Genomic DNA, 26,310 nt, shown 5'->3' on the forward strand with positions numbered 1-26,310 from the left:
AGCGGGTGGGCGCTGCAAGGCGCCTACCTTTAAAGAAAGCCCCCGATAGACCGCTGGTTTATCGGGGGTTTTCTTTTGCCTGGAGGAAAGTGGTGGCCGGGCTGACCTCATCGCGAGCAGGCTCGCTCCCACATTGGAATGCGCTCCCCTGTGGGAGCGAGCCTGCTCGCGATGAGGCCAGTCCAGGCAGCACAAAACACCCGCCCAAAAAGGAGCCCCTCTTGCGAGGGGCTCCTTGTGCAACCTTTCAAGCCACCATCGAGAATCAGGCCATCTGAATGATGGTCTGCATGATCGTGCTCTGGGTGGAGATGGTCTTGGCGTTTGCCTGGTAGTTGCTCTGGGCCTTGATCAGCTCGACCAGTTCGTTGGTCAGGTTGACGTTGGACTCTTCCAAGGCGTTGGAAACGATGGAACCCAAGGTACCGGTGGTTGGAGCATCGTAGCCCGGGATACCCGACGAGAAGGTTTCCTTCCAGCTGGTGCCGCCTACCGGCTGCAGGCCTTGCTCGTTGGTGAAGCTGGCGAGGGCGAGCTGACCGATCGGCTTGGTCTGGTTGTTGCTGAAGTTGGCCAGCAGTACACCAGAACCATCGATGGTCAGGTTGGTGATCTGGCCGGTGGCGTAACCGTTCTGGGTCGGGATCGAACGCGCGGTGTCGGCGTTGAACTGGGTGGTGTTGCCCATGGAGATCGTGATGGTTGGCGCACTGGCGGCGCCGTTGGCGGCCCATACGCCATTGGTCACTGTGCCGGGAACCCAACCGGTCAGTACCAGATCACTATTGACCGTCGCTGGCGGAGTAGTGACCGTGGTCAACTTGCCGCTCGAATCGAAGTTCATGGTCGAAGGGACCGGCGCGGTCGCACCGGTCGTGGTCGGCAAGCTGCCGTTCAAGTTACGACCATCGATCAAGGTATAAACGTTCCAGGTATTGCCAGCCGTCTTGACCATGTACTGGTCCATGGAGTGCTGGTTACCCTGGGTGTCGTAGACCGGCGTAGTGAACTGCTTGGTAAAGGTCGAAGTATCGGTCGGATTGAACGCAGCGGTAATAGCAGTGGCCGTGGAGTTCAGGTTGATGGTCGACGAAACCAGGCTGGTAGCGCTCGGTGGCAGGTTGGAGGTGTCGATACGCAGGTCGGTCAGGATCCCGTTCTGGATCTTGCCGTTCGCATCCACGCCATAGCCCTGCAGCCTCGAAGTGCCGTCACTGTTGGTGATATAGCCTTCCTTGTCGGTCTTGAACGTACCGGCACGGGTGTAGCTCAGGGAACCGTCGTTGCTCAGGACGAAGAAGCCCTGGCCCTGGATACCCATGTCCAGCACGTTGCCGGTGTTGTTGACGTCGCCCTGGCCGAACTGCTGGGAAACGTTGGACAGGCGCACGCCGTTACCCACGGTTTTGCTGCCCGAACCCAGCTTGGTGGCCGAGTAGACGTCTTCGAATTCCGCGCGGGACGATTTGAAGCCGGTGGTTGCCACGTTGGCGATGTTGTTACCGGTGACGTCCAGCTGTTTGTTGGCAGCATAGAGACCGCTAAGGCCGATGTTGAAAGACATATTCCACTCCTTTGCCGGGTTAGTCGGCTCTACATACCAATAGTTTGTACTTTGGACAGGGCGATGCTGCCCAGCCCGGCGAGGTTGAGCATCAGCTCTCCCCCTGTCTGGCTGATCGTCACGCTGCTGACGGTCGCCGGCAGGTTGGTGATCAGCGACGTGGCCTGGCCGTCGATGGTGGTCGAGGCTACGAAGCTGTAAGTACCCGCTTCGACCGTCGTGCCCGCGTCGTTCTTGCCATCCCAGATAAAGGCGGAGTTACCGGCCTTCTGGCTGCCCAAGTCGATGGTGCGAACCGTCTTGCCATCCTTGTCCACGATCTTGACCGCGACGGACGATACCGCCGAGGGCACCACCACCGTGCCGTTGAGGCTCTTGGAGGTGTCGACCACCGCCTTGTCGCCAGGGGCAATGACTGAACGCCCCACCAGCGACGAGGCCTGCAAGGCCTGGGACGAGTTGTAGTTGCTGGCCAACCCGCTCACGGTATCGTTGAGGGTGGTGATGCCTTCCAGGCTGCTGAACTGGGCCAGCTGGGCAACGAACTCACCGTTGTCCTGCGGCGACAACGGGTCCTGGTTTTTCAGCTGGGTGACGAGCAGTTGCAGGAACGCATCCTTGCCCAGCTCCTTCTTGCCGGTCGCCGCACCTGTCAGCGAGCCCAGGCCGTCGGTGGTGGTGTTGGTCTTGACCGAGGAGTTGGCCAGAATCTCGTTGAGGCTCAAACCGCTGGTGGTGTTGGTAACGCTCATGTGACTCGCCCCTTATCACTGACCCAGGGTCAGGACCTTCTGCATCATGGTTTTGGCGGTGTTCATCATTTCGGCGTTGGTCTGGAACGAACGACTGGCGGAAATCATGTCGGCCATTTCTTCGACGACGTTGACGTTCGGGTAATAGACATAGCCCTTGGCGTCGGCAGCCGGATGGTTCGGCTCATAGCGCGCTTCGAGGTTGCTCTGGTCTTCGACCACGCCCATTACCTGCACGCCCTGCCCGGCCGCGTCCTGCTCCTGGAACAGCGAGCCGCTGCCATTCGACTGGCCACCTTGAAACATGGTGGCGAACACCGGGTGACGGGCGCGGTAGGTCTGGTCGATGCTCGACGAAACGGTCTCGGCGTTGGCGATGTTACTGGCGACAGTGTTCAGGCGAGTGGTCTGGGCACTCATGGCACTGCCGGCGATGTTGAATACGCTCGCAATCGACATGACTTACTCTCCGCGCAGGGCCGAGATCAGCCCTTTGAATTTGCTGTTGAGCAGGGTGAAGCTGGCCTGGAAGTTCACGGAGTTCTCCGCGTAGTTGGACTGTTCCAGTTGAGCGTCCACGGTGTTCTGGTCGATCGAAGGCTGCATCGGCGTGCGATACATCAGCGACTCGTCGCCGTTGCCCAAGCCTTCGGCCTCGATATGACGGCTGTTGGTCATGTTCAGGGCGAAGGAGCCGTTCTTGGTTTTCTCATTCTGCTCGGCGAGCACTTTGGAGAAGTCCAGGTCCCGCGCCTTGTAGTTCGGGGTGTCGGCGTTGGCGATGTTGTTGGCCAGAACTTCGGCACGCTGGGCGCGGAAGCTCAGGGCCTGTTCGTGGATACCGAGCGCTTTATCGAAGCTGATGCTCATGTCGGAAACCTTTGGGTGACCAGAATGTACGTACATGGACTTAGCAAGCGTCGTGCCACTTTCCAAAACCCCATAAACCGGGGCTTTGCGGGCATGGGCAAGGCGGCAATGCCAGAAAAGCGGCAACCGTTTTCCGCCGGCTGCCGCTTTTCTGCCGCTTTTTGAGTGACACTGGCAATTACAGTGGGACCGAGCTTTCGTGGGAGCCGAGCTTGCTCGCGATGAACGATGACGCGGTCGGGAGTTGAAACCGTGTTGCCTGCATCGCGAGCAAGCTCGGCCCCCACAGAAGCTCGCTCCACAGAGTGAGCGAAGCACTAATCAGCAGGCAAAAAAAACGGGAGCCTGTAGGGGCTCCCGCTTTTTGACGACCCGACTGCATCACTTCGCCTGGTAGATGATCCCCGGACTGCACTGGATCATCTGGTAATGATCCGGCAAGCCGTTCAGTGCTTCAGAGGCGCCTAGGAACAGGTAGCCGCCGGGCTTCAGAGTGCCGTGGATGCGCAACAGGATGTCCTTCTTCACTTCGGCGGAGAAGTAGATCAGCACGTTGCGGCAGAACACGATGTCGAACTTGCCCAGGCTGGCGTAGCTGTCCAGCAGGTTGAACGAGCGGAACTCCACCCGGCTCTTGATCGGTGCCTTGACCACCCAGCGCCCCGGCCCTTTCGGATCGAAGTAGCGTTGCAGGCGATCGGGCGACAGGCCGCGGCCGATAGCCAGGCTGTCGTACTCACCGGTCTTGCAGTTGTTGAGCATGGTTCCGGACAGGTCCGTGGCGACGATCTGCACGCCCCCCTTCAACTGGCCGATATTGGTCCGCTCGAACTCGTCGATGGACATCGACAGCGAATACGGTTCCTGACCCGACGAACAGGCGGCCGACCAGATCCGCAGGCGCTGGCCCGGACTGGCCTTGATGGCCGCCGGCAGCACTTTGTTCTTCAAGACTTCGAACGGATAGGTATCACGAAACCACAGGGTTTCATTGGTGGTCATCGCGTCCACCACCATTTCGCGCAAACCGCTGCGCGGCTGGGTCTGGATACGCTGCACCAGTTCGCCCAACGATTTGAGGCCCTGCTGCTCCATCAATTTGTTGAGACGGCTCGACACCAGATATTGCTTGTTTTCACCAAGCAATATGCCACAGGCTTTTTCCAGGAAGACCCGGAACTGTTCGAAATCCAAATTACCCGTAGACAAGTTACCGCCTCTTTCATTGTGTTGATTTGCCGGGCGCACAACGCGCCCGACCTTTATTCCGCTGTCTTGATCCGATCGACCACCCGGGAAGCCAGGTCGTCAGGGCGGAACTTGGCGAGAAAATCATCGGCACCGACTTTCTTGACCATCGCCTGGTTGAAGACACCCGACAGGGACGTGTGCAGGATGATGTGCAGCTTTTGCATACGCGGATCACTGCGGATTTCCGATGTCAGGGTGTACCCGTCCATCTCCGGCATCTCGATGTCGGAGATCATCATCAGGAACTCTTCTTCCGGCTTCTTGCCCTCGTCGACCAACTTGCGCAGGTAATCCAGCGCCTGCCGCCCATCGTTCAATGCAATCACTTCGACGCCGATCGTCTGCAGGCAACGGGTCACCTGCTTACGCGCCACCGACGAATCGTCCACCGTCAGCACCCGCAGCGAAACCGCCTTGTGCTGGGTTTCGGCATCCACCACACCGTGGGAGATGGTTTCCGTGGTCGGCGCCACTTCGGCGAGGATTTTCTCCACGTCGATGATTTCCACCAACTGGCCATCGACCCGGGTCACCGCCGTCAGGTAGTGATCGCGGCCGGTCCCCTTGGGCGGTGGATGGATCTCCTCCCAGTTCATGTTGACGATGCGCTCCACCGAGCGCACCAGGAATCCCTGGGTCTTGGTGTTGTACTCGGTGATGATCACAAACGGACTGCTCTGATCCAGCAGCCGACCGGAACCGGTGGCCATCGCCAGATCGAGAATCGGGATGGTCGCTCCCCGAATGTTCGCCACACCGCACACGACGGGACTGGACTTGGGCATCAAGGTCAGCTTGGGGCATTGCAGCACCTCGCGGACCTTGAATACGTTGATCCCATATAACTGCTGGCCATCGAGACGGAACAACAACAGCTCCAGGCGATTCTGACCGACCAGCTGCGTGCGCTGGTTTACCGAATCCATCACTCCCGCCATGCCCTGACTCCTACCTAACGCTAATGTGTCCGACGCGCATTCATCACTAAACGGCACGGGGCTTGCTATTCAACCGGCATGAACGCACAAACGACATTTTCTCGACGCCTGACCACTCATTGCCGCCTCTGGCTCGGTGTGCTGTTGGCTGCCTGCCTGTTCGCCTCGGGGGGACGTGCCCTTGCCGATGCTCCGGTTACCTTGCCTGATCTCCTTATCGGCGTCACTCAGGGCTTTCTTGAATTCACCGTAGAAGACTATCTGGCTTCCAGTCAAACCGAAGGTCGCTACGAAATCGAAGTCAACCAGATCGACCCGCGCCTGCGCATGCCGATGTGCGACAAGGAATTGACTGCCTCCCTGGAAAGCCCCGCCAGGCCCCTGGGACGTGTAACAGTAAAGGTCCGTTGCGACAGCGCGGCGCCCTGGACGGTATTCGTGCCGGCCCAGGTGCGCCTGTTCCGCGAAATCGTCACCACCACCCGACCATTGAAACGGGCCGGAATCGTTGAACCTCAGGACGTGACGCTGCGTGAACGGGACGTCAGCCAGATAACCCAGGGCTTCCTGACCTCTGTCGATCAGGCCATTGGACAGAAACTTGTCCGACCAATGGTAGCCGATCAGATCGTGACCCTCGTGCATCTGGAGCAGGCCGAAGTCGTTCGTAAAGGTGACCAGGTAGTGATCACCGCCCGCAGCGGCACCCTGGCCGTGCGAATGCCCGGTGAAGCCTTGTCCAATGGCGGCATGAATGAACAGATTCGGGTGAAAAACCTCAATTCCCAGCGCGTCATCAAGGCGCAGGTGATAGCCCCAGGCCAGGTGGAAGTGGCTATGTAGCGATCGGTAGAAATGGGTAGAAAGCTGGCGCTTGACCCTGCTGTTCCCTAGACTGTGCCTTACGCAAGGCAAGCGCAGACGTGCGCACGCTCATTGAACAAATGAGCCTAAAGTTTTTTTGGGGATGGCCGAAAACATGGCAAGCGTCCAAATACCCAGAGGTTTTTTACCATGGTCATCGATTTCAACCGTTTAAACAGCTCTTCACCATTGACGGGCACCACGCGCCCCAGCGCCAGCAAGGAAACCGAAAAATCCTCGCCGGCCGAGCAAGCGACAGTCGTCAAGAATGGGGAATCGGTACACCTCAGTGATGAGGCTCAACAGTTGCAGAAGGTCACTGACAAGCTGCGCGATCAACCTGTCGTCAACAACGCCCGCGTGGCCGAGTTGAAAGCAGCCATCGCCGATGGCAGCTATAAAGTCGACAGCAACCGTGTAGCCAGCAAACTGCTCAACTTCGAAGCCCAGCGCTAGGCCGCCGCCTGCGCAGGCTTTTGGACGCTAAGACCCAAGGCCAGCCATGCACGACACTCATTTATTGCAACTGATCATCGACGATTTTGTTCCAGCGCAACAATTGCTGGAACTCCTGCAGACCGAATCCCTGGCGCTGCACGGTCGCGACATGCCCTTGCTGGAAAATATCCTGGCACAGAAACAGGCATTGATCATTTTGCTCGATCAGCATGGCCGTAAACGTAGCGAGATTCTCGCCAGCCTTAACCTGCCCGCGAACAACGATGGCCTCGAGCAACTGGCGAGCCAGTCGACGATCGGCGATCAGTTGCTCTCCCAAAGTGCAGTGCTCAATGAGCTGCTCGCCCAGTGCCAGGCCGCCAACGCCCGCAATGGCCAATCGATCCAACTCCAGCAGGCCGCTACCGCCAACCAGTTGCGCATCCTCAATGGCGGTGAAATCCCGACGCTTTACGATGCTCGCGGCTCGACCGCCAAAATGGTCAAGCATCGCCCGCTCAGCCAGGCATGAAACGAACCATGCATGCGCTCTATCAACCCGCGATAGATGCTGGCAAAATGCTAGCCATTCGTAGTCGTATTTTGCCTGGAGATTGACCCACCGTGTTCAACGCCTCAAACGCGGATGATGCTCCGCAACCGCCTAAGGTCCTTACCACGCCCCTGGAAATCTCCGGCAACTTGCGGATGCTGCAAGATAGTCACGATCCACTGATCATTACCTTTCATGAACGCACCCAACGCTTCCAGAGCTACCTGGTCGACGTCGACCGCGAGAAGAACACCATTGCCCTGGATGAAATGATCCCTCGCGACGGAGAACGCTTCCTGCTCGCGGGCGAGCCGTTTCGGGTCGAGGGTTTCCATGATGGCGTGCGCATCGCATGGGAAGGCAATGGCCCGCTGACGATCAATGAGTCCAACGATGGCCGCTGCTATCGCGGCGCCTTGCCCGACGAAGTGGTTTATCACCAACGTCGCAACGCCTTCCGCGCCGCCCTGAAACTGGCGCAACTGGTGAACATCGAACTGGGCGGCGACAAGCTCAAGTCACCTGTGAACGGCAAACTGCTGGATATCTCCGCCACCGGCTGCAAGCTGCGCTTCGATGGCGACATCACCGAGCGCCTGCAATTGGGCCAGGTGTATGAGCGCTTCATCGCCGCCCTGCCCTTTGGCAACATGACGGCGCCGGTCGAGCTGCGCTACCTGCATTTCGAAGAGCGCATCAACACCACTTTCGCCGGTGTGCGCTTCCACAATATCAGTGGCCTGGTGCAGCGGCAGGTCGAGCGTTTCGTTTATCAGTTGCAGCGTGAAGCTCGCCGTTTCGATAAAGACGATCTCTGATCTTCAGCCCTAAAGTATCGCTGCTTCTGGACTGACCTCATCGCGAGCAGGCTCGCTTCCACAGGGACTTGGGTAACCCATGTGGGAGCGAGCCTGCTCGCGATGAGCGCGCCGCACTTCTCTTACCTGGCCTGAGGCTCCTCAGCCTCAGCCGCCTCGGTAACCGGCTCTGCCACCGGCTCGACCTCCGGATTCGGCGACACCTGCATCTGCTCCTGCACCACCTGCTCATCAACCCTCGGATCGAGACACGCCACCAGCGGCGAACTGGACATGCTGTCGGGCATCGCCACGTGATGCAGCGGTGCGTCATCGACCTGATGCAGGTTGGTCACCGCTTTCGGCCGTATGCGCCACACCAGTACCAATGCAAAAAAGGTGAAGAAGGCATACAGCATGTGGCTGCCGAACGACTTCATCAGCACCCCGGCCACCAACGGGCCGATACTCGCACCCACACCGTAGGTCACCAGCAGCATGGCGGTCAGCGACACCCGGCGATCGGCTTCGACGTGGTCGTTGGAAAACGCCACCGCCAGCGGGTACAAACAGAATTGCATCAGCGAACAGAAGAACCCCGCGATGAACAGAACCTCCAGCGGCACCGCCGACAGAATTGCCAATGGCGCTGCGAAAACCGCCAGGCACAGGGCAAAGCAACGGATCAGCAGCGCGCGATCGTAACGGTCGGACAGCCAACCCAGCGGCCACTGCACCAGCAGGCCGGCAAAGATGCAGCTACCCATGAACAGGCCGACCTGCTCGGTCGACAGCCCTTGCTGGGAGGCATACAGCGGCGCCAGGCCATAGAACGAGCCAACGATCAGCCCGGAGCCCAACACCGTACTCAATGACTGTGGCACGCGCTTGATGAAGAACCGCGGCTCCATCGGTGCCGGACGCAACGGCGCCGGGTGGATCCGGCGGGTCAACGCCACCGGCACCAGGCACAGGGCAAAGCACAGCGCCACCAGCATCAGCAGTTCCAGCCCCAGGGCCGGGTGGATCACCAGGATCAGTTGACCCAGCACCATCCCCAGGTACGAGGCGATCATGTAGCCGCTGAACACCACCCCACGCTGCTTCGCATCGGCCTGTTCGTTGAGCCAGCTCTCGATGACCATGTACTGGCACATCATGCCGAGACCGACGATCACCCGCAGCACCACCCAGGCCGGCAGCCAGCTCACCAGGCCGTGACCCAGCACCGCCGCACCGACGATCCCTGCACAGGCCGAGTAGGCACGAATATGCCCGACACGGGCAATCAGCCGATGGCCGATCTTGCCGCCCAGCACCAGGCCGAAATAGTTGGCGGCCATCAGCGCACCGACCCACAGGCTGTCCACATGCTCGGCAGCCAGGCGCAAGGCCAGGTAAGTACTCAACAGCCCCGAACCGATCAGCATCATCAGCGAGGCGAAATAAAGCGCTCGAAAAGGTTTCCAGACTTGGCGCATCGGCGTTCCGAGCGGCTCCTTGAGATAAGTAGGGGCCGCCTGTGAAGGCAGCCCGAATGCGACGTTTCGTTAAGCCTGGGCTGCCAGCACACGCCGTTCCCAGGGCGTGATTTCATCAAAGTAGCTGGTCAGTTCCAGGGTTTTCGTCGCGATGTAGCCTTCGATGAACTCCGTACCGAACAGTTCCTTCGCCAGAAGGCTACGTCTCAGACGCTCCAGGGCAGCATGCAAGGTACATGGCAACGATAGATTATCCGGCACCTGGAATTCACCCTGGACCGCAGCGCTCGGCTCCAGGCGATTTTCAATCCCATGAAGACCGGCCGCCAGGCTGGCAGCGATAGCCAGGTAAGGGTTGGCATCGGCCCCGGGCAAGCGATTTTCGACCCGTCGGGCCACTGGTGAACTGGCCGGAATCCGTAACCCGGCCGAGCGATTGTCGTGAGACCAACAGGCATTGTTCGGCGACGCGAACGGATGACACAGGCGCTGGTAGGAATTGACGTTCGGCGCGAACAGCGCCGTGAAGTCCGCCATGCCGGCCTGTTGCCCGCCGATGAAGTGCCTGAACGCCGCCGTTGGCTCGCCGGCCTCGTCGCTGAACACATTACGGCCGCTGTCCAGCTCGACGAGACTCTGGTGAATATGCATCGAACTGCCCGGCGTATGGGCCAGCGGTTTGGCCATGCACACCACGGTCAGGCCGTGCTTGAGAGCGACCTCCTTGAGCAGGTGCTTGAACAGGAAGGTCTGGTCGGCCAGCAGCAGAGCATCGCCATGCAGCAGATTGATCTCGAACTGGCTCACACCCATTTCATGCATGAAGGTATCGCGCGGCAACCCCAGGGCTGCCATGCATTCATAGACCTCGTTGAAGAATGGGCGCAGGCCGTTGTTGGAACTGACACTGAATGCCGAGTGGCCGTCTTCACGACGTCCATCCAAGCCCACCGGGGGCTGGAATGGCTGGGTCGGATCCGGGTTGGGCGCGAAGACGAAAAATTCCAGTTCGGTCGCCACCACCGGCGCCAAGCCCCGGGCAGCATACCGGGCGATCACCGTCTTGAGCTGGCCGCGTGTCGAGAGACGAGAGCTTTCACCGGTCAGTTCATCGGCATCGCAGATTGCCAGGGCGCGGGGGTGCGAACTCCAGGGCAGGCGGTGGATCTGTTTCGGATCGGCCACCAACGCCAGGTCGCCATCGTCACTGCCATAGAAGCGCGATGGCGGATAACCGCCCATGATGCATTGCAGCAGCACACCCCGGGCCATCTGCAACCGCCGCCCCTCCAGGAAACCCGCAGCGGTCATCACCTTGCCCCGCGGTACACCATTGAGGTCCGGCGTGACACATTCAATCTCATCAATGCCCGTCAGTCGCTGCGCGAGTGAACCCAGGCCATCGGTCGTCATGACGCATTCCTTGTTATGTGCGAGCCGCGAACGGCAACCCGTACAAAATAGGCTTCAGCTGTTCGGAATATCAAGCACCTGGAGACAATAAACATCGAGCCTGGGAACACCCTGTGGGAGCGAGCCTGCTCGCGATGGCGGCGTATCAGACAACCCGGCATAAACCGACCCGGCGCTATCGCGAGCAGGCTCGCTCCCACAAGGATGCAGGCTGCCAGGGCCTCCTGCGTGGGACAGGCTCAGGGCAGATAAATCCTGAACACGCCTCCCCCCAGCACACCGCCATTGGCAATTTCGGTTCGCCCGCACACACCGCCGCGCTGGTGCAGCCCGGCGATCCGCGCGGCGAAGTACAGGCCCAGCCCGGTGCTGCCGCTGCTGTGGTTGATGCCCTGAACATAGTCGGCCTGACGCTCGATCATTTCGGGTGGGTAGCCTGGGCCGTCGTCGTTGATGGTGAGCACCAACTGCCCGGCTTCATCGCTCGCACTGATCAACAGCGTCTGCCGGGCGTGGCGAATGGCATTGTTGATGCAGTTGTCGAGCACCGAAGCAATCAGCTCTCGGTCGAAAAAGCCCAGGGGGCTCAAAGGATCGACCTCATAGGTGACCATGATCCCACGGCTGCGGAACACCTCCTGATGGCCGGCCAACTGCGCCTCGATGAAATCGTCCAACTCATGGTAGGCCGGGTGCAGCGGCAACTGGTTGACACCCAGCTTGTACAGTCCCAGCAGTTGCACCATCAAGCCATTGAGGTGGGCGAATTCAAACTCCATCACACCCTGCTCGGGGGTCTGCTGCGCCGCTTCGGGCAGGCGCTCGAGCCACTGGGTATGAGCCTGCATGAGCAAGGTCAGGGAGTTTTTCATGTCGTGCACGGTCGACGCGATCACCGTGGAAAAATCGAGTGCCTGTTCGCTGTCATTCATCGCCAAATGCCTTGCTTCGCAGTTTCTGATAGCGCGCAAAACGCGCATCGGTGTCGGGCATCATGCCCACCAGTTTCAGGCAGGCGCGACATTCCTCCAGCAGCTCCGATTCCACACTGGTATCGGTGCCATGCAGCAGGGATTGCGCCATGTTCAGGGCAATACTGATGTTCTTCGGTTGCATCTTCAGCGCACGGCGGAACAACTCCCGCGCCTCGGGCAACGCACCGGTCTTGTAGACACGCACACCTTCGCGGTTCAGCTCGGCGGCGGCATTGCCCTGATTGAGAATATTCGGGTCGTCAGTGAGCTTGGCAATGCCTTGCATTACCGTCGGGTCATCACCGTAGATTTCCGCACAGTTCTTGAGCATCGACTCGCCGGCGCTGGTCTGGCCGAGCATCTGCAACTGCTTGGCCACCAGCAGCGCAGCCTCGGCACTCATGAATTGCTCCATGCCATCGAGACGCTGCAAGGCCTGCTCGGTGAGTTTTTCCGCGGTTTCGGCATCGTTCAGCAACAAGCTCGTGGCTTTCATCAGTCGCGCCCGGACCTGCAGTCCCGGGTCGTTGAGATTTTCCTTCGCCACCGCGCTGAGGGTCGTGTTGATCTCCAGCCGGGTCCGGGTGTCGAGGCCTTTCTCGCTGCCCTTGCTGATCAGTGCATGGGCCAGGCCGAGGTTGCTTTCCGGATCCTTGAAACGCGACTGCGCGCCCTGCCCGACCGCCTGGCGGTAGGCCCTGGAGGCGGTGTCGTAGTCTTCGTTGGTCATTGCCAACTTGCCCAGCAACGATTGTCGACGCACCGCCAGGGGCGACAGGCGAACCGCTTCTTCCAGCACCTCCTGCGCCTGTTTCGTGTCACCTTCGGCCACCAGGACATCGGCCATGCCGTCATACAAGGCAGGCATCATCGGAAATGTCTTGAGGGCCTTTTCATAAACGGCCTTGGCCTGCGCCACCTGACCGCGCTTGAACATCAATTTGCCCAGGCCCGCATAGGCCCAAGGCAACGGACGATCAGCCAGGATGGTGTTGTACAGGCGCTCCAGGGCTTCGTTCTGGTTCAGGTCCCGCAGCGCATCGGCCCGATATCGCAGGCACAACGGCCCGTAGCGCGGATCCTGCTTGCACAGGGCGATGCAGGCATTGAGCACTTCCAGCGGCTTGCCCCGATCCAGCGCCTGGAGAATCGGCTTGAGCAGGGTCTTGCGCTGCTCCAGCCGCTCTAACCGCTGGGCCAGGCCGGAGCGGTTGAACGGCTTGGTCAGGTACGCATCGGGCTCATGCTCCAGAGCACTGAGTACCATGGCCTGACTGGTCTCGGCAGTCACCATGAGAAACACGCTTTCATGACTGATGAGCTTCTCGATCATCAGGTCTTCCAGCACCTGCTGACCGTTCTTGCGGCCGTCGCCCAGGTGATAGTCCTGCAGGATGAAGTCATAGCGCTTCTGCGAACACATGCGCAGCGCCACTTCGCCGGTATCGGCGGTGTCCACGTCCTTGACGCCCAGCTCACGCAACATGGAACGGATCGAGCTGCGGAAATCCGAGAAATCATCGACGATCAGAAAACTTTTTTGGTGGTACGCCAGCATCGAGGATGTCCAGGCAAGTAAAAAGGTGCACCCAATGGCAAACAACGAAAATGCCGTCCTGCAACCCGGGGGCGCGCAGATGATAGCCACCAGCCATTAACGGGCAAGAGATTTCCGAACCTATTGTCCAGGCTGTGCCACGGCGCACATCACGAACCATTCCGGCACACACAAGTACAGGAGAAAACCGGGCTCATCAGGCTATCGGCTGAAATTGGCTTTCCGTTAAGCGGATCGTAGGGAAGAGATTAGAAGATCATTGCTCAGTCAGAGGCAGGTGCCCAGGACAGGAGGCCCATTTGAAGATTTCGGAAGCCGGGGCCGACTCAGCGCTCTGCACCAGATCGATCAACCAGGTTCGCAATGCCACGACTTTTTTCGAGTTGGCCATTTCCAGCGGCGCCACCAGATAAAAACCCAGATCGGACTTCAACTTGAGGTTGAACGGCGCCACCAGTCTTCCGGCTTTCAAATCGTCATCGACGTAGGTAGAACGACCGATGCACACCCCCAACCCGTCGATAGCAGCCTGCACCGCCATCATTGCCAGATCGAACGTCAGCCGCGTGCCTTCGGCGAGTTTCTTCGGTTGCCCTGCCGCGCTTAGCCACATATTCCAGTCGTTACTGGTCATGCCGCTGACCTGCAACAGCGTGTGATTGACCAGATCGACCGGGCTTTTCAAGGCCTTGGGCCCCGTCAGCAGCTTGGGGCTGCAGACAGGAAAGATCTCGTCGGACATGAGCCAGTCCGCACGCAAGCCCTTCCAGTCGCCGAAACCGTAGCGGATCGCGGCGTCGATGCCGCCCTTGCGGAAGTCGACCAATTCGGTTGACGCGGTGACCCGCACGTCAATATCGGGAAATGCTTCCTGGAAGGATGCCAGCCGCGGCAGCAGCCATTTGGACGCCAGGGAAACCAGTGTACTGATGGTCAATACACTGTTGCCGGTCGACTCGAGCAACATCTGCGTGGAATAGCGCAACTCATGAAATGCCGAGCGAATACCCGGCAAATAGGCATGGCCTTCAGTGGTCAGCGCCAGACCGTCCTTGAGCCGCAGAAACAGGCGAACGCCCAGTTCGTCTTCAAGTCGGCGGATCTGATGACTGATGGCCGTCTGCGTGACATTGAGCTCTTCGGCGGCCTTGGTAAAACTCATATGACGAGCAGCAGATTCAAACGCTTTCAATCCATTGAGAGAAGGAATTCTGGCGACCATAAGGCTGCGTAATGCTCATGAGATTTTGTCATAAGGTAGCGCCAAAGAAGTCCTTTGCAAAATGTTTTGCCGGTCGCGGATCCTGGCGGCCCGCGCATTCGGGCTTACGTTACCGCCTATAAGGAAATCCCCATGAAACTGTACTTTGCCCCCATGACCTGCTCACTTTCGCCGCACATCGTGCTGCGTGAACTGGGCTTGCCTTTCGAATTGATCCGAGTCAACAACAAGACCAAAGCCACCGCCGACGGTCGCGACTTCCGCGAGATCAATCCAAAGGGTTACGTCGCTGCACTGGTGCTGGATAACGGCCAGGTGCTGACCGAAGGTCCGGCCATCGTTCAGTACCTGGCAGATCAGGTTCCAGGCAATTCCCTCGCGCCGGCCAACGGCACCTGGGAACGCATTCGCCTGCAGGAGCTGCTGAATTTCATTACCTCGGAAGTCCATGGTGGTAGCGCGCCTTTGTTCAATGCCGATCTTCCTGAGCCCACCAAGGAGATTTTCCGGCAGAAGCTGTTCAAGCGCCTGGACTACCTGAACAACGGCCTGATGAACAAAGACTATCTGTTGGGTGACTTCGGCCTGGCCGATGCGTACCTGTTCACCGTGCTCAAGTGGCTGCCTTTCTTCAATATCGATATCCAGAACTGGCCGGCACTGGCGTCATTCATGAATCGCATCGAAGCACGTCCAAGCGTGCGCGCCGCCATTGCTGCGGAAGAGGCAACGCAGCCGGTTTAAACATAAAGGGTAGGAAGCCGGTGACTGCTGGCTTCTGCTGATTTCTTTTGAGAGTCGGATTGGCGCTGTACCGCATTGGCGAACGGTTCGAGAGGATGCGCCAACTTTCGATTATATGGTGTCCCAGGGCAGGTTCGAACTGCCAACCTTCCCCTTAGGAGGGGGATGCTCTATCCAATTGAGCTACTGAGACACAGGTCGACCACGAGAAACGCGGTGCGATGGACGGCGTGCATGTTAACGGCCGGCCTGGCGTTTGTCATGTCGTCCGTAGGCTTTTTAAGTGTAGGCAAATGCTGCCGTTCACCACCCCTCAGTGCGATGACACGGATAAACGGGACGCCGCTCATCCTCCCCAGCCCGCCCCTGCTAGTAAATCGGCAAATTGCCACTATCCTATACAATACAAGGACAGCACCGGTCTTTGCTGTCGTTTCGGTTATCCGCCGGACGGTATGGCACATAGACACGATGCGGTGGTCACAACGTGCAGACCTGTTGGTTTTTCAAACCAGTCCGCATTTTTGATGAAGGGTAATGGCAGAACGCCTTTACGCGGATCAATATTTGTCACAGAATTGGCGCCAATGATCTGGCAATTTTGAGGCATGATGCGGGCCTCTTAACAATTCAGGTTGAACATTTGGTCACGGTGCTTGTCCTATGCGACATCCTGCGGCCAATCCCGAGAACCGCTCCCCTGAACTAACCGGTTAAATAAATATGCGCCCAATGACAAAGGCAATTTATTCCAGCCGTACGGCTGACAAGTTCGTCGTACGTCTGCCAGACGGAATGCGGGAACGCATTGCCGAGGTGGCTCGCAATCATCACCGCAGCATGAACTCTGAAATCATCGCGCGCCTCGAGCAAAGCCTTATCCAGGAAGGCGCGTTGGGTGAAGAATTGAGCATGCGCTTGGACAGCCCGGAGCTGTCACTCCATGAGCGCGAATTGCTTCAACGCTTCCGACAACTCTCCCACCGTCAGCAGAACGCCCTCGTTTCGCTGATTGCCCACGACGCAGAGATGGCCGCCGACGCGTCCTGATCGCACTGCAATACCCAAAGCCAGCCTTGCGCTGGCTTTTTTTTGCCTGGGATTTGGGCTCGACTTGTATTTTCGAGCCCCATAAAAAACCGCCAGACAAGCGTAATGCCGTTGTGGCGAGGGGATTTATCCCCGCTGGGCTGCGCAGTAGCCCCAAAGCAGTCGACTCGCTCTGCCTGATGCACCGAGTAGTCTGATTTTAGGGCCGCTGCGCGCCCCAGCGGGGATAAATCCCCTCGCCACAATGAGCTGGGCAAGCCTTAAGTGGACAGCGTTACACCAGATAAGCGGTTTTTTTGACCAGCGACTCAGAGCAGGAAGATGGTCGCCAGCCCCAGGAAAATAAAGAACCCGCCGCTGTCGGTCATGGCGGTAATCATTACACTCGCACCCATGGCCGGGTCACGCCCCAAGCGGGCGAGGGTCATGGGGATCAATACGCCCATCAATGCCGCCAACAGCAGGTTGAGGGTCATCGCGGCCGTCATGACCACTCCCAATGACCAACTGCCATAAAGCAGATACGCCACCACACCGATCACTCCGCCCCACAGCACGCCGTTGATCAGAGCCACCGCCAGCTCCTTGCGCATCAATCGCGAGGTATTGCCGGTGCTGACCTGGTCGAGCGCCATGGCACGAACGATCATGGTGATGGTCTGGTTGCCGGAGTTGCCGCCAATACCGGCAACGATAGGCATCAGCGCCGCAAGCGCCACCAACCGCTCGATGGAGCCCTCGAACAAACCGATGACCCGGGAGGCGACAAACGCCGTGATAAGGTTGATGGCCAGCCAGGCCCAACGGTTGCGCAGGGATTTCCAGACCGAGGCGAAGATGTCTTCCTCTTCACGCAGACCGGCCATGTTGAGGACTTCGCTTTCGCTTTCTTCACGAATCAAGTCGACCATTTCATCGATGGTCAGACGGCCGATCAGCTTGCCGTTCTTGTCGACCACCGGGGCGGAAATCAAGTCATAACGCTCGAACGCCTGGGCCGCATCATAGGCGTCTTCATCTGGATGAAAACTCACCGGATCGCTGGCCATGACCTCGGCGACCTGCTTCTCAGGATCGTTGACCAGCAATCGCTTGATCGGCAGCACGCCTTTGAGCACACCGTCGTAATCGACCACAAAGAGCTTGTCGGTATGCCCCGGTAGCTCCTTGAGACGACGCAGGTAGCGCAATACCACTTCAAGGCTGACATCCTCACGGATCGTCACCATCTCGAAGTCCATCAGCGCACCGACCTGCTCCTCGTCATAGGACAACGCCGAGCGCACGCGCTCACGCTGCTGGCCGTCGAGGGTTTCCATCAGTTCGTGAACAACGTCCCGTGGCAGTTCGGGCGCAAGGTCGGCGAGCTCGTCGGCGTCCATTTCCTTGGCCGCCGCCAACAACTCGTGATCATCCATGTCGGCGATCAGGGTTTCACGAACCGAGTCGGACACTTCGAGCAGGATGTCACCGTCGCGATCAGCCTTGACCAGTTGCCAGACCGTCAGACGCTCTTCCAGTGGCAAGGCTTCAAGGATGTAGGCAACGTCGGCGGAGTGCAGGTCATCAAGCTTGCGCTGCAGCTCAACGAGGTTCTGCCGGTGGACCAGGTTCTCGACCCGGTCATGATGTGGGCCTTCCTGACGATGCGTCAGGTCCTCCACGACCCGCTGGCGATGCAGCAGCTCAACGACTTGCGCGAGACGGTCCTGAAGGCTTTCCTGCGTTTTCTTTACTTCAACTTCGGTCATAGGCGAACTCCACTCCCAGCAGTGGGGCACGCCGGAAGGATCAATCAGTCAATTCATGATTGGTGAAACGAGCTTTTGAGTAACTACTGGGTAAGTCCATGGAAGTATTCCAAAGCCCCGGCGGGGCTGACGGGCGCAATCATACACCGCTTGGCGTTTTAAAACGTTAAAAAATCATGGCAAGAACAAGCGCTTGCGAGACAAACCTGAACACAGGCTGAACCTGTGGATTTACGACGTTTTATCCTGAAAAGAAAACACGCCTCCGGGCAAAAGCAGAGCGGCTACCCTGTTGCCAGTCAGCTGATCACGAGCCCGTGGGAACAAAGCTTGCTCGCGATTGCGGTCAATCAGCAGACAGCGAAATCGGCCGGCCTACCGCTAGCGCGAGCAAGCCTTGCTCCCACAAGTGATGCATCAACTCCCACCTTTCATCCGCAAGGAAGGCGCTCGAATGCCGCTCAATCGCTATATTTTTCTGCTCGCCACCCTGTACTGCCTGCCCTCATGGGGCACCGAACACACCGTTCATCGCTGCGAAAACAGCGCAGGGCATGTCACCTTTACCACCTTGAGCTGCGGGCCGGGGGAGGATCTGTCATTGCAACGAATCCATCCGTACAGCCCGGGCTCAACCGAGCCAACCCGAGAATCTATGCTGCCCGAAGCGGAACACCGACAAACATCCAGCAACAAAACCAAGCGCAGGGAACCGACGGTCGTTGGCCAGCTCGAAGAGCGCTGCGGGAACCTGCTGAGCCCCGGGCAGCGTCGTGATGCAATCATGGACAGGCGAATCGTCACCGGCATGAACCAGCAGGACGTGGAAAGCGCCCTCGGCAAACCCGATTCAATCAGGATCAGGAATTCGAGCACCCGCTACACCTATAAAGCGAGAAACGGTCGCAGCGCAGAGGTCGTGTTCGATGAGAAAGGCTGTGTGAAAGGCAAATCGTAGACAACAAAAAGCCCGCGTTAAACGCGGGCTTTTTGATATATGGTGCACTCGACAGGATTCGAACCTGTGACCGCTCGGTTCGTAGCCGAGTACTCTATCCAGCTGAGCTACGAGTGCAGGTTGTGGTTTTATACCAGATCACAACTGGTTGAAGCCAAGTTATTTGCATTGCTGCAAACGACTCTTAAATGGTGCACTCGACAGGATTCGAACCTGTGACCGCTCGGTTCGTAGCCGAGTACTCTATCCAGCTGAGCTACGAGTGCATGTGTTGCCGCGCATTATAGGTCGTCGAATCTTTTTGTAAAGCGCTTTTTTCTAGTAATTTCAACAACTTACTGAACAAGCCAGATTACAACGCACTACATGAATAATGGCGGAGAACGGGGGATTCGAACCCCCGACACCCTTTTGAGGTGTACTCCCTTAGCAGGGGAGCGCCTTCGGCCACTCGGCCAGCTCTCCGCAACACGGGGCGTATATTAACCACCTTCCTCCCCGTTTGCAAACATAAAAATCGATAAAAATTAATGGCTTGGTTCGTCGTCCTTCTCTTTCTTGATACGCAGGTAAATTTCCTCCCGGTGCACCGCGACCTCTTTCGGGGCATTGACGCCAATACGCACTTGGTTTCCTTTGACGCCGAGCACGGTCACGGTGATTTCGCCATCGCCAATAATCAGGCTCTCTGCGCACCGACGAGTCAGAATCAGCATACCTTTCTCCTCACGCAATTCAGTTCAGGGACTACAAGTCTGCAAAACAAGGACGTCGGACCTGCAACCGCAACGGTCGCAGCCTACAGGCCTCAGTATTGACCAGCGCGAGCAAAAGAACAGTTTTGAGACGCGCCATTCAAAAAAACAAAAGGGCGCGGTAAAACCGCGCCCTTGGGACAACGCCTTATTCGCCCTGTCGGGCGGCGGCGTCGAGCTCGAAAGCCGTGTGCAGGGCGCGCACGGCCAGTTCCAGGTACTTCTCTTCAATCACCACGGAAACCTTGATTTCCGACGTCGAGATCATCTGGATGTTGATGCTTTCCTTGGCCAGGGCTTCGAACATCCGGCTGGCCACGCCTGCGTGGGAGCGCATGCCGACGCCGACGATCGAAACCTTGGCGATCTTGGTGTCCCCCACCACTTCCCGGGCACCGATTTCGGCTGCGGTCTTGTTCAGCACCGCTTCGGCGGCCTGGTAGTCGTTGCGGTGCACGGTGAAGGTGAAGTCGGTGGTGTTATCGTGCGCGACGTTCTGCACGATCATGTCGACTTCGATGTTCGCGGCACTGATCGGGCCGAGAATCTTGAAGGCCACGCCGGGGGTGTCTGGCACGCCACGGATGGTCAGCTTGGCTTCATCGCGGTTGAAGGCGATGCCGGAAATGATCGGCTGTTCCATGGATTCCTCTTCATCAATAGTAATGAGGGTGCCCGGACCCTCTTTGAAGCTGTGCAGGACGCGCAGCGGAACGTTGTACTTGCCAGCGAATTCGACCGCACGGATCTGCAGCACCTTCGAGCCGAGACTGGCCATTTCCAGCATCTCTTCGAAGGTGATCTTATCCAGGCGCTGAGCCACGGGAACCACTCGCGGATCGGTGGTGTAGACGCCATCCACATCAGTGTAGATCTGGCACTCATCAGCCTTGAGAGCCGCCGCCAGCGCAACACCGGTGGTGTCGGAACCGCCGCGACCGAGGGTGGTGATGTTGCCGTGCTCGTCCACGCCCTGGAAACCGGCGACCACCACAACGCGGCCGGCCTTCAGGTCACCGCGGATCTTCTGATCGTCGATCTGCAGGATACGCGCCTTGTTGTGCGCGCTGTCCGTCAGGATACGCACCTGGTTGCCGGTGTAGGACACCGCCGGCACGCCACGCTTCATCAGCGCCATGGCCAGCAAGGCGATAGTCACCTGCTCGCCAGTGGACACGATCACATCCAGTTCACGGGGAACCGGCTGCTGCTCGCCGCTGATTTGCTTGGCCAGATCGATCAGACGGTTGGTTTCGCCGCTCATTGCCGACAGCACAACCACCAGGTCATCGCCCGCATCACGGAATTTCTTAACCTTGTCGGCAACTTGTTCGATTCTCTCGACAGTGCCGACCGAGGTGCCTCCAAATTTCTGTACGATCAAAGCCATTTCAAAGCCGCCTCTGCCCATGAAGGGCGCCCAATAGTTACTACGGCGGTCGGGCCCGCGACTAGACCGCGAGCCCGAAGCACCGCCTTAAATACCCTGTTCTACAAATGCAACAGTCTGGGCCAGTGCTGCGTCCAGTGCGCCAACGTCGGTACCGCCGCCTTGCGCCATGTCCGGACGACCACCGCCCTTGCCGCCCACTGCCGCAGCGGCCTGCTTCATCAAATCACCGGCTTTGAGTTGGCCGGTCAGGTCCTTGGTCACGCCTGCGACGAGAACGACCTTTTCCTCATGGACACTGCCGAGCAGGATCACTGCGCGGCCGAGTTTGTTTTTCAGCTGATCGACCAGCCCCAGCAGGGCCTTGCCGTCCTGACCGTCCAGACGCACGGCCAGCACTTTCACACCCTTGACGTCCACGGCCTGGGCCGAGAGATCGTCGCCCGCGGCGCTGGCAGCCTTGGCCTGCAACTGCTCGAGTTGCTTCTCCAGCAGGCGGTTGCGCTCCAGCACTGCCGACAGCTTGTCGATCAGGTTGTCACGGCTGCCCTTGATCAGGCTCGCCGCTTCCTTGAGTTGTTCTTCGGCAGCGTTGAGGTACGCCAGTGCCGCGGCACCGGTGACCGCCTCGATACGGCGCACGCCGGAGGCCACACCGCCTTCACTGATGATCTTCAGCAGGCCGATGTCACCGGTCCGGTTGGCGTGGATGCCACCGCACAGTTCCACCGAGAAATCGCCCATGCTCAGCACGCGTACGCTGTCGCCGTACTTCTCGCCGAACAACGCCATCGCGCCTTTCTTCTTGGCGGTGTCGATGTCGGTTTCTTCGGTTTCTATCGGGGAGTTCTTGCGAATCTCGGCGTTGACGATGTCTTCCAGGGCCTTGAGCTGCTCCGGCTTGATGGCTTCGAAGTGGCTGAAGTCGAAGCGCAGGCGCTGGCTATCCACCAACGACCCCTTCTGCTGGACATGCTCGCCCAACACCTGGCGCAACGCAGCATGCAGCAAGTGCGTGGCGGAATGGTTCAGCGAAGTGGCGTGACGCACTTCGGCGTCGACATGGGCGGACACCGGGGCGGCAATCATCAGGCTGCCCGAAGCCAGCACGCCGTGGTGCAGGAACGCACCGCCGGTCTTGGTGGTGTCGCGCACGTCGAAACGCGAGCTGCCAGCCTGCAAGTAACCGCTGTCACCGATCTGGCCGCCGGACTCGGCGTAGAACGGGGTCGTGTCGAGCACGATCACGCCTTCCTGGCCTTCGCTCAGGATGTCGACCGATTGGCCGTCCTTATAGATAGCCACGATCTTGGCCGAGCCGGTGGTGCCGGCATAACCGGTGAACTCGGTGGCCACGTCAACCTTGACCAGGCTGTTGTAGTCCATGCCGAAGGCGCTGGCGGAGCGCGCACGCACCCGCTGGGCTTCCATCTCACGCTCGAACCCTTCTTCGTCGAGGGTCAGGTTGCGTTCGCGGGCGATGTCGCCGGTCAGGTCCATCGGAAAACCGTAGGTGTCGTACAGCTTGAACACCACGTCGCCCGGTACCACGTTACCCTTGAGCTCGGCCAGGTCCTGCTCGAGGATCTTCAGGCCCTGCTCCAGGGTCTTGGCGAATTGCTCTTCTTCGGCCTTGAGCACGCGCTCGATATGCGCCTGCTGGGTTTTCAATTCCGGGAAGGCGTCGCCCATCTCGGCCGCCAGGGCCGCGACGATCTGATAGAAGAAGCTGCCCTTGGCGCCCAGCTTGTTGCCGTGACGGCAGGCGCGACGAATGATCCGGCGCAGCACGTAGCCACGGCCTTCATTGGATGGCAGCACGCCGTCGGCAATCAGGAAGCCGCAGGAACGGATATGGTCGGCCACCACTTTCAGCGAAGCCTGGTTGTCGTTGGTGCAACCGATGGCCTTGGCCGAAGCGTCCAGCAGGCTCTGGAACAAGTCGATCTCGTAGTTGGAGTGAACATGCTGCAGCACCGCACTGATCCGCTCCAGCCCCATGCCGGTGTCGACCGACGGTGCCGGCAGCGGATGCAACACGCCGTCGGCGGTGCGGTTGAACTGCATGAAGACGTTGTTCCAGATCTCGATGTAACGATCGCCGTCTTCTTCCGGCGAGCCGGGTGGACCACCCCAGATATCGGCGCCGTGATCGTAGAAGATCTCGGTGCAAGGGCCGCACGGGCCGGTATCGCCCATGGTCCAGAAGTTGTCGGAGGCGTAAGGCGCGCCCTTGTTGTCGCCGATGCGCACCATGCGCTCGGCCGGGACACCGACCTCTTTGGTCCAGATGTCATAGGCTTCGTCATCGGTGGCGTAGACCGTTACCCAGAGTTTCTCCTTGGGCAGGTTCAGCCACTTGTCGGAGGTCAGGAAGGTCCAGGCGAAGGTGATGGCGTCGCGCTTGAAATAGTCGCCGAAGCTGAAGTTACCCAGCATTTCGAAGAACGTGTGGTGACGAGCGGTATAACCGACGTTTTCCAGGTCGTTGTGCTTGCCGCCGGCACGCACGCATTTCTGGCTGCTCACCGCGCGGGTATAGGCACGTTTCTCCTGGCCCAGGAAGCAGTCCTTGAACTGGTTCATCCCCGCGTTGGTGAACAGCAGGGTCGGATCATTGCTCGGGATCAAAGAGCTGGAGGCTACTCGGGTGTGGCCTTGCTCTTCGAAGAAGCGAAGGAAGGCTTCACGGATTTCTGCGCTTTTCATTAGGTTCTTCCACGGAGGCTGCGGCCAAAGGCCTGTGCAAAACGTCAACAGACGAAGCAACGGCAAAGGGCCGCATTATATCGGCCCTGCGCTTGGGGTACAGCGTGTTATGCGATAGAAACTGTCAATTGGGCCGCTTGGGCGATCAGTTGCCGGAAAATTCGACGAAAGTGGCGATCACCCGGTCGATTTGCGCAGCGCTGACGTCCAGGTGGGTCACCATCCGCAGGCGCGGTGCGGCAACGAGTTTGATGCCTCGCTCAGCGGCAAATGCCTTGATCGCCTCGGCCCGCTCGCCCATTTGCACATAGACCATGTTGGTCTGCACCGGCTCGACCTCATAACCCGCCGCCTGCAACCCTTCGGCAAGACGTCGGGCATTGGCGTGGTCGTCGGCCAGGCGCTGGACCTGATGATCGAGGGCATAAAGCCCCGCTGCCGCCAGAATTCCGGCCTGGCGCATGCCACCGCCGACCATCTTGCGCAGCCGGCGCGCCTTGTCGATCAATCCGACGCTGCCGCACAGAACCGAACCGATCGGCGCGCCCAGTCCTTTGGACAGGCACACCGACACCGAGTCGAAGTGCTGGGTGATCTCCCGCGCATCGACATTGAGCTTGACCACCGCGTTGTACAACCGCGCCCCGTCCAGGTGCAGCGCCAGGCCGTGTTCCTGGGTGAAACGCCGGGCATGGGCCAGATATTCCAGCGGCAGCACCTTGCCTTGCATGGTGTTTTCCAGGGCCAGCAGACGGGTGCGGGCAAAATGGAAGTCATCCGGCTTGATCGCCGCGGCGACCTGCGCCAGGTCCAGGGAGCCATCCGCCTGCACCTCGAGGGGTTGGGGCTGGATCGAACCGAGCACTGCCGCGCCGCCGCCTTCGTATTTGTAGGTGTGGGCCTGCTGGCCGACGATGTATTCATCGCCACGCTCGCAGTGAGCCATCAACCCCAGCAGGTTGCTCATGGTGCCGCTGGGCACGAACAGCCCCGCCGCGAACCCCAGGCGTCCGGCGAGCTCGGCTTCGAGACGATTGACCGTCGGATCCTCGCCATACACATCGTCGCCGGTCGGCGCGCCGGCCATGGCATCCAGCATGGCGGCGGAAGGTTGGGTGACCGTGTCGCTGCGAAGGTCTATAACGCTCATGAATCGGGCCTCGGGTGTGGGTGCGGGGGAAATTCCCTTTCGAATGGCAATTACTGCGGTCACGGCGATGAATAATCAAGACCGCCAGAAGGAAAAGACACACCCTGTGGGAGCGAGCTTGCTCGCGATAGCGGTGGTTCAGCTTGCAGCGATGCTGGATGTACGACCGCCATCGCGAGCAGGCTCGCTCCCACAGGGGGTTATGTGTTAAAAATCCTGCGCCGCCACACAGCGTAGCGGCAAAAACGTTCTCAGGGCGGGGTGTAATTCCCCACCGGCGGTAATTGCACACAAGGTGCATAGCCCGCGAGCGCTTGGCGAGGCACGGCTTTTTGCGGTGCGGCGGCAAGGTCAGCAGACCCGGTGTGATCCCGGGGCCGACGGTCATAGTCCGGATGAAGAGAGAACGGGATCGGCACCCAAGGACCGCTTGCGGCTGTTTGTGCGCGGCGCATCCTCGACTCCCCTTCGATTCATGACGCCCTGTTTTTCACACAAACAGGAACCAGAACATGCAACCCACTGCAATCGACAGCAAAATCAAACATCCGGGCGAGCGCATTGCGTTCATCCAGGCCTGCTGGCACAAGGAAATTGTCGACCAGAGCCGTAACGGCTTCGTCGCGGAAATGATCAACCAGGGTTATCAGGAAAGTGACATCGACCTCTTCGAAGTCGGTGGCGCCTTCGAGATCCCGCTGCACGCCAAGCTGCTGGCCAAATCCGGCCGCTACGCTGGCATCGTCGCCGCCGGCCTAGTGGTGGATGGCGGCATCTACCGGCATGAATTCGTCGCCCAATCGGTGATCAGCGGCCTGATGCAGGTACAGTTGGAAACCGAGGTGCCGGTGTTCTCGGTGGTGCTCACGCCGCACCACTTCCATGCCGGGGAAGAGCACCAGAAGTTTTTCTTCGAGCATTTCGTGCACAAGGGCCAGGAAGCGGCGAAGACCTGCGCTGACACCTTGCACAAGACCCGGGCGCTACGCCGTAGCGAACAGCGCGCCTTAGCCGTCTAAGCACCGCCCCGATGTGGGAGCGAGCCTGCTCGCGATGACGGAGTGTCAGGCTATCAATGCCGACTGATACACCGCTATCGCGAGCAGGTTCGCTCCCACAAGGGTTCGG

The 26,310-nt window shown here is 59.2% G+C and carries 24 protein-coding genes, 4 tRNA genes and 1 riboswitch; of the genes, 8 read left to right on the plus strand and 20 right to left on the minus strand.

Translation table 11 applies throughout. The features are described from left to right. Positions 1-265 precede the first annotated feature (265 nt). The 6 genes from flgE to PCOSP_RS22155 form a co-directional block, all read right to left on the minus strand. Complete coding sequence (gene flgE, locus PCOSP_RS22130) at positions 266-1,564, minus strand: flagellar hook protein FlgE (protein ID WP_464709528.1); 1,299 nt, start codon at positions 1,562-1,564, stop codon at positions 266-268. A gap of 29 nt (positions 1,565-1,593) precedes the next feature. Further along, positions 1,594-2,316: a flagellar hook assembly protein FlgD gene (flgD, locus tag PCOSP_RS22135; protein WP_139647878.1), complete on the minus strand. Its 723-nt coding sequence runs from the start codon at positions 2,314-2,316 to the stop codon at positions 1,594-1,596. A gap of 15 nt (positions 2,317-2,331) precedes the next feature. Beyond that, positions 2,332-2,775 (minus strand): flagellar basal body rod protein FlgC, encoded by a 444-nt coding sequence (flgC, locus tag PCOSP_RS22140; protein WP_139647875.1) that lies wholly within the window; start codon positions 2,773-2,775, stop codon positions 2,332-2,334. A gap of 3 nt (positions 2,776-2,778) precedes the next feature. Further along, positions 2,779-3,186, minus strand: a complete 408-nt coding sequence (gene flgB / locus PCOSP_RS22145) for a flagellar basal body rod protein FlgB (RefSeq protein ID WP_024779770.1) — start codon at positions 3,184-3,186, stop codon at positions 2,779-2,781. Between the two features lie 381 nt (positions 3,187-3,567). After that, entirely contained in the window at positions 3,568-4,395 is an 828-nt protein-coding gene (gene cheR, locus PCOSP_RS22150; RefSeq protein WP_024779771.1) for a protein-glutamate O-methyltransferase CheR, read from the minus strand. 53 nt (positions 4,396-4,448) lie between these two features. Further along, positions 4,449-5,375: a chemotaxis protein CheV gene (locus tag PCOSP_RS22155; protein WP_139647873.1), complete on the minus strand. Its 927-nt coding sequence runs from the start codon at positions 5,373-5,375 to the stop codon at positions 4,449-4,451. Positions 5,376-5,453: 78 nt separating this feature from the next. Between PCOSP_RS22155 and flgA the strand changes: the two genes are divergently transcribed. The 4 genes from flgA to PCOSP_RS22175 all read left to right on the plus strand — a co-directional run bounded on the left by flgA (position 5,454) and on the right by PCOSP_RS22175 (position 8,048). Continuing rightward, complete coding sequence (flgA, locus tag PCOSP_RS22160; protein ID WP_041024270.1) at positions 5,454-6,218, plus strand: flagellar basal body P-ring formation chaperone FlgA; 765 nt, start codon at positions 5,454-5,456, stop codon at positions 6,216-6,218. 171 nt (positions 6,219-6,389) lie between these two features. Next, positions 6,390-6,695, plus strand: coding sequence for a flagellar biosynthesis anti-sigma factor FlgM (flgM, locus tag PCOSP_RS22165; RefSeq protein ID WP_139647871.1), 306 nt, complete (start codon positions 6,390-6,392; stop codon positions 6,693-6,695). Positions 6,696-6,741: 46 nt separating this feature from the next. Next, a complete protein-coding gene (locus tag PCOSP_RS22170) occupies positions 6,742-7,209 on the plus strand; it encodes a flagella synthesis protein FlgN (protein WP_139647869.1) in 468 nt (155 codons plus the stop codon). A gap of 92 nt (positions 7,210-7,301) precedes the next feature. Beyond that, a complete protein-coding gene (locus tag PCOSP_RS22175) occupies positions 7,302-8,048 on the plus strand; it encodes a flagellar brake protein (protein WP_139647867.1) in 747 nt (248 codons plus the stop codon). A gap of 122 nt (positions 8,049-8,170) precedes the next feature. Here the strand turns inward: PCOSP_RS22175 and PCOSP_RS22180 are convergent, their stop codons facing one another. From PCOSP_RS22180 to PCOSP_RS22200, 5 genes are all read right to left on the minus strand, one after another. Continuing rightward, positions 8,171-9,508: an MFS transporter gene (locus PCOSP_RS22180; RefSeq protein WP_139647864.1), complete on the minus strand. Its 1,338-nt coding sequence runs from the start codon at positions 9,506-9,508 to the stop codon at positions 8,171-8,173. Positions 9,509-9,577: 69 nt separating this feature from the next. Then, complete coding sequence (locus PCOSP_RS22185; RefSeq protein ID WP_464711987.1) at positions 9,578-10,819, minus strand: glutamine synthetase family protein; 1,242 nt, start codon at positions 10,817-10,819, stop codon at positions 9,578-9,580. Positions 10,820-11,160: 341 nt separating this feature from the next. Continuing rightward, positions 11,161-11,853 (minus strand): sensor histidine kinase, encoded by a 693-nt coding sequence (locus tag PCOSP_RS22190; protein ID WP_139647860.1) that lies wholly within the window; start codon positions 11,851-11,853, stop codon positions 11,161-11,163. Beyond that, positions 11,846-13,453 carry a tetratricopeptide repeat-containing response regulator gene (locus tag PCOSP_RS22195; protein ID WP_175363335.1) on the minus strand — a complete coding sequence of 536 codons (1,608 nt, stop codon included), beginning with the start codon at positions 13,451-13,453 and terminating at the stop codon, positions 11,846-11,848. The genes PCOSP_RS22190 and PCOSP_RS22195 overlap by 8 nt, the downstream gene beginning before the upstream one ends. Before the next feature lie 256 nt (positions 13,454-13,709). Then, positions 13,710-14,675, minus strand: a complete 966-nt coding sequence (locus PCOSP_RS22200; protein ID WP_175363334.1) for a transcriptional regulator GcvA — start codon at positions 14,673-14,675, stop codon at positions 13,710-13,712. Between the two features lie 132 nt (positions 14,676-14,807). Between PCOSP_RS22200 and gstA the strand changes: the two genes are divergently transcribed. Further along, a complete protein-coding gene (gene gstA, locus PCOSP_RS22205; RefSeq protein ID WP_464709530.1) occupies positions 14,808-15,419 on the plus strand; it encodes a glutathione transferase GstA in 612 nt (203 codons plus the stop codon). Positions 15,420-15,535: 116 nt separating this feature from the next. Here gstA and PCOSP_RS22210 read toward each other — a convergent pair. Then, positions 15,536-15,612: transfer RNA gene (locus PCOSP_RS22210), tRNA-Arg, on the minus strand. A 530-nt stretch (positions 15,613-16,142) separates the two neighbouring features. Here PCOSP_RS22210 and PCOSP_RS22215 point away from each other — a divergent pair. Then, on the plus strand, positions 16,143-16,469 hold the full coding sequence (locus PCOSP_RS22215) for an Arc family DNA-binding protein (RefSeq protein WP_047701087.1): 327 nt from the start codon (positions 16,143-16,145) through the stop codon (positions 16,467-16,469). A 308-nt stretch (positions 16,470-16,777) separates the two neighbouring features. Here PCOSP_RS22215 and mgtE read toward each other — a convergent pair whose 3' ends face one another. Next, positions 16,778-18,220, minus strand: coding sequence for a magnesium transporter (mgtE, locus tag PCOSP_RS22220; protein WP_041023496.1), 1,443 nt, complete (start codon positions 18,218-18,220; stop codon positions 16,778-16,780). A 454-nt stretch (positions 18,221-18,674) separates the two neighbouring features. On the opposite strand from mgtE, the gene PCOSP_RS22225 reads away from it, so the two are divergent. Beyond that, positions 18,675-19,178, plus strand: a complete 504-nt coding sequence (locus PCOSP_RS22225; protein ID WP_139647846.1) for an outer membrane protein assembly factor BamE — start codon at positions 18,675-18,677, stop codon at positions 19,176-19,178. A 40-nt stretch (positions 19,179-19,218) separates the two neighbouring features. On the opposite strand, the gene PCOSP_RS22230 is transcribed toward PCOSP_RS22225, so the two are convergent. The 7 genes from PCOSP_RS22230 to ltaE all read right to left on the minus strand — a co-directional run bounded on the left by PCOSP_RS22230 (position 19,219) and on the right by ltaE (position 25,182). Beyond that, positions 19,219-19,295: transfer RNA gene (locus PCOSP_RS22230), tRNA-Arg, on the minus strand. Positions 19,296-19,367: 72 nt separating this feature from the next. Then, positions 19,368-19,444: transfer RNA gene (locus PCOSP_RS22235), tRNA-Arg, on the minus strand. Between the two features lie 108 nt (positions 19,445-19,552). Beyond that, a tRNA-Ser gene (locus PCOSP_RS22240) sits at positions 19,553-19,643 on the minus strand. A 62-nt stretch (positions 19,644-19,705) separates the two neighbouring features. Continuing rightward, positions 19,706-19,894: a carbon storage regulator CsrA gene (gene csrA, locus PCOSP_RS22245; RefSeq protein WP_003178872.1), complete on the minus strand. Its 189-nt coding sequence runs from the start codon at positions 19,892-19,894 to the stop codon at positions 19,706-19,708. A gap of 187 nt (positions 19,895-20,081) precedes the next feature. After that, a complete protein-coding gene (locus tag PCOSP_RS22250; protein WP_139647844.1) occupies positions 20,082-21,323 on the minus strand; it encodes an aspartate kinase in 1,242 nt (413 codons plus the stop codon). Between the two features lie 87 nt (positions 21,324-21,410). After that, a complete protein-coding gene (alaS, locus tag PCOSP_RS22255) occupies positions 21,411-24,032 on the minus strand; it encodes an alanine--tRNA ligase (RefSeq protein ID WP_464709532.1) in 2,622 nt (873 codons plus the stop codon). Positions 24,033-24,177: 145 nt separating this feature from the next. Next, entirely contained in the window at positions 24,178-25,182 is a 1,005-nt protein-coding gene (gene ltaE / locus PCOSP_RS22260) for a low-specificity L-threonine aldolase (RefSeq protein ID WP_139647840.1), read from the minus strand. A gap of 243 nt (positions 25,183-25,425) precedes the next feature. Next, positions 25,426-25,594, plus strand: a riboswitch (FMN riboswitch). 100 nt (positions 25,595-25,694) lie between these two features. Here ltaE and PCOSP_RS22265 point away from each other — a divergent pair. Beyond that, positions 25,695-26,201, plus strand: a complete 507-nt coding sequence (locus PCOSP_RS22265) for a 6,7-dimethyl-8-ribityllumazine synthase (protein WP_139647837.1) — start codon at positions 25,695-25,697, stop codon at positions 26,199-26,201. The last annotated feature ends 109 nt before the right edge of the window (positions 26,202-26,310 follow it).

This window comes from Pseudomonas sp. MAFF 730105 (assembly GCF_055380705.1).

Coding starts and splice junctions, on each gene's coding strand:
- PCOSP_RS22185 (WP_464711987.1), bottom strand. CDS start 10,819: ATGACCGCTGCGGGTTTCCTGGAGGGGCGGCGGTTGCAGATGGCCCGG.
- flgD (WP_139647878.1), bottom strand. CDS start 2,316: ATGAGCGTTACCAACACCACCAGCGGTTTGAGCCTCAACGAGATTCTG.
- flgM (WP_139647871.1), top strand. CDS start 6,390: ATGGTCATCGATTTCAACCGTTTAAACAGCTCTTCACCATTGACGGGC.
- flgB (WP_024779770.1), bottom strand. CDS start 3,186: ATGAGCATCAGCTTCGATAAAGCGCTCGGTATCCACGAACAGGCCCTG.
- PCOSP_RS22225 (WP_139647846.1), top strand. CDS start 18,675: ATGCCGCTCAATCGCTATATTTTTCTGCTCGCCACCCTGTACTGCCTG.
- alaS (WP_464709532.1), bottom strand. CDS start 24,032: ATGAAAAGCGCAGAAATCCGTGAAGCCTTCCTTCGCTTCTTCGAAGAG.
- PCOSP_RS22155 (WP_139647873.1), bottom strand. CDS start 5,375: ATGGCGGGAGTGATGGATTCGGTAAACCAGCGCACGCAGCTGGTCGGT.
- flgC (WP_139647875.1), bottom strand. CDS start 2,775: ATGTCGATTGCGAGCGTATTCAACATCGCCGGCAGTGCCATGAGTGCC.
- flgA (WP_041024270.1), top strand. CDS start 5,454: ATGAACGCACAAACGACATTTTCTCGACGCCTGACCACTCATTGCCGC.
- mgtE (WP_041023496.1), bottom strand. CDS start 18,220: ATGACCGAAGTTGAAGTAAAGAAAACGCAGGAAAGCCTTCAGGACCGT.
- PCOSP_RS22195 (WP_175363335.1), bottom strand. CDS start 13,453: ATGCTGGCGTACCACCAAAAAAGTTTTCTGATCGTCGATGATTTCTCG.
- PCOSP_RS22190 (WP_139647860.1), bottom strand. CDS start 11,853: ATGAATGACAGCGAACAGGCACTCGATTTTTCCACGGTGATCGCGTCG.
- PCOSP_RS22265 (WP_139647837.1), top strand. CDS start 25,695: ATGCAACCCACTGCAATCGACAGCAAAATCAAACATCCGGGCGAGCGC.
- gstA (WP_464709530.1), top strand. CDS start 14,808: ATGAAACTGTACTTTGCCCCCATGACCTGCTCACTTTCGCCGCACATC.
- PCOSP_RS22200 (WP_175363334.1), bottom strand. CDS start 14,675: ATGGTCGCCAGAATTCCTTCTCTCAATGGATTGAAAGCGTTTGAATCT.
- PCOSP_RS22250 (WP_139647844.1), bottom strand. CDS start 21,323: ATGGCTTTGATCGTACAGAAATTTGGAGGCACCTCGGTCGGCACTGTC.
- csrA (WP_003178872.1), bottom strand. CDS start 19,894: ATGCTGATTCTGACTCGTCGGTGCGCAGAGAGCCTGATTATTGGCGAT.
- PCOSP_RS22170 (WP_139647869.1), top strand. CDS start 6,742: ATGCACGACACTCATTTATTGCAACTGATCATCGACGATTTTGTTCCA.
- PCOSP_RS22180 (WP_139647864.1), bottom strand. CDS start 9,508: ATGCGCCAAGTCTGGAAACCTTTTCGAGCGCTTTATTTCGCCTCGCTG.
- flgE (WP_464709528.1), bottom strand. CDS start 1,564: ATGTCTTTCAACATCGGCCTTAGCGGTCTCTATGCTGCCAACAAACAG.
- ltaE (WP_139647840.1), bottom strand. CDS start 25,182: ATGAGCGTTATAGACCTTCGCAGCGACACGGTCACCCAACCTTCCGCC.
- PCOSP_RS22215 (WP_047701087.1), top strand. CDS start 16,143: ATGCGCCCAATGACAAAGGCAATTTATTCCAGCCGTACGGCTGACAAG.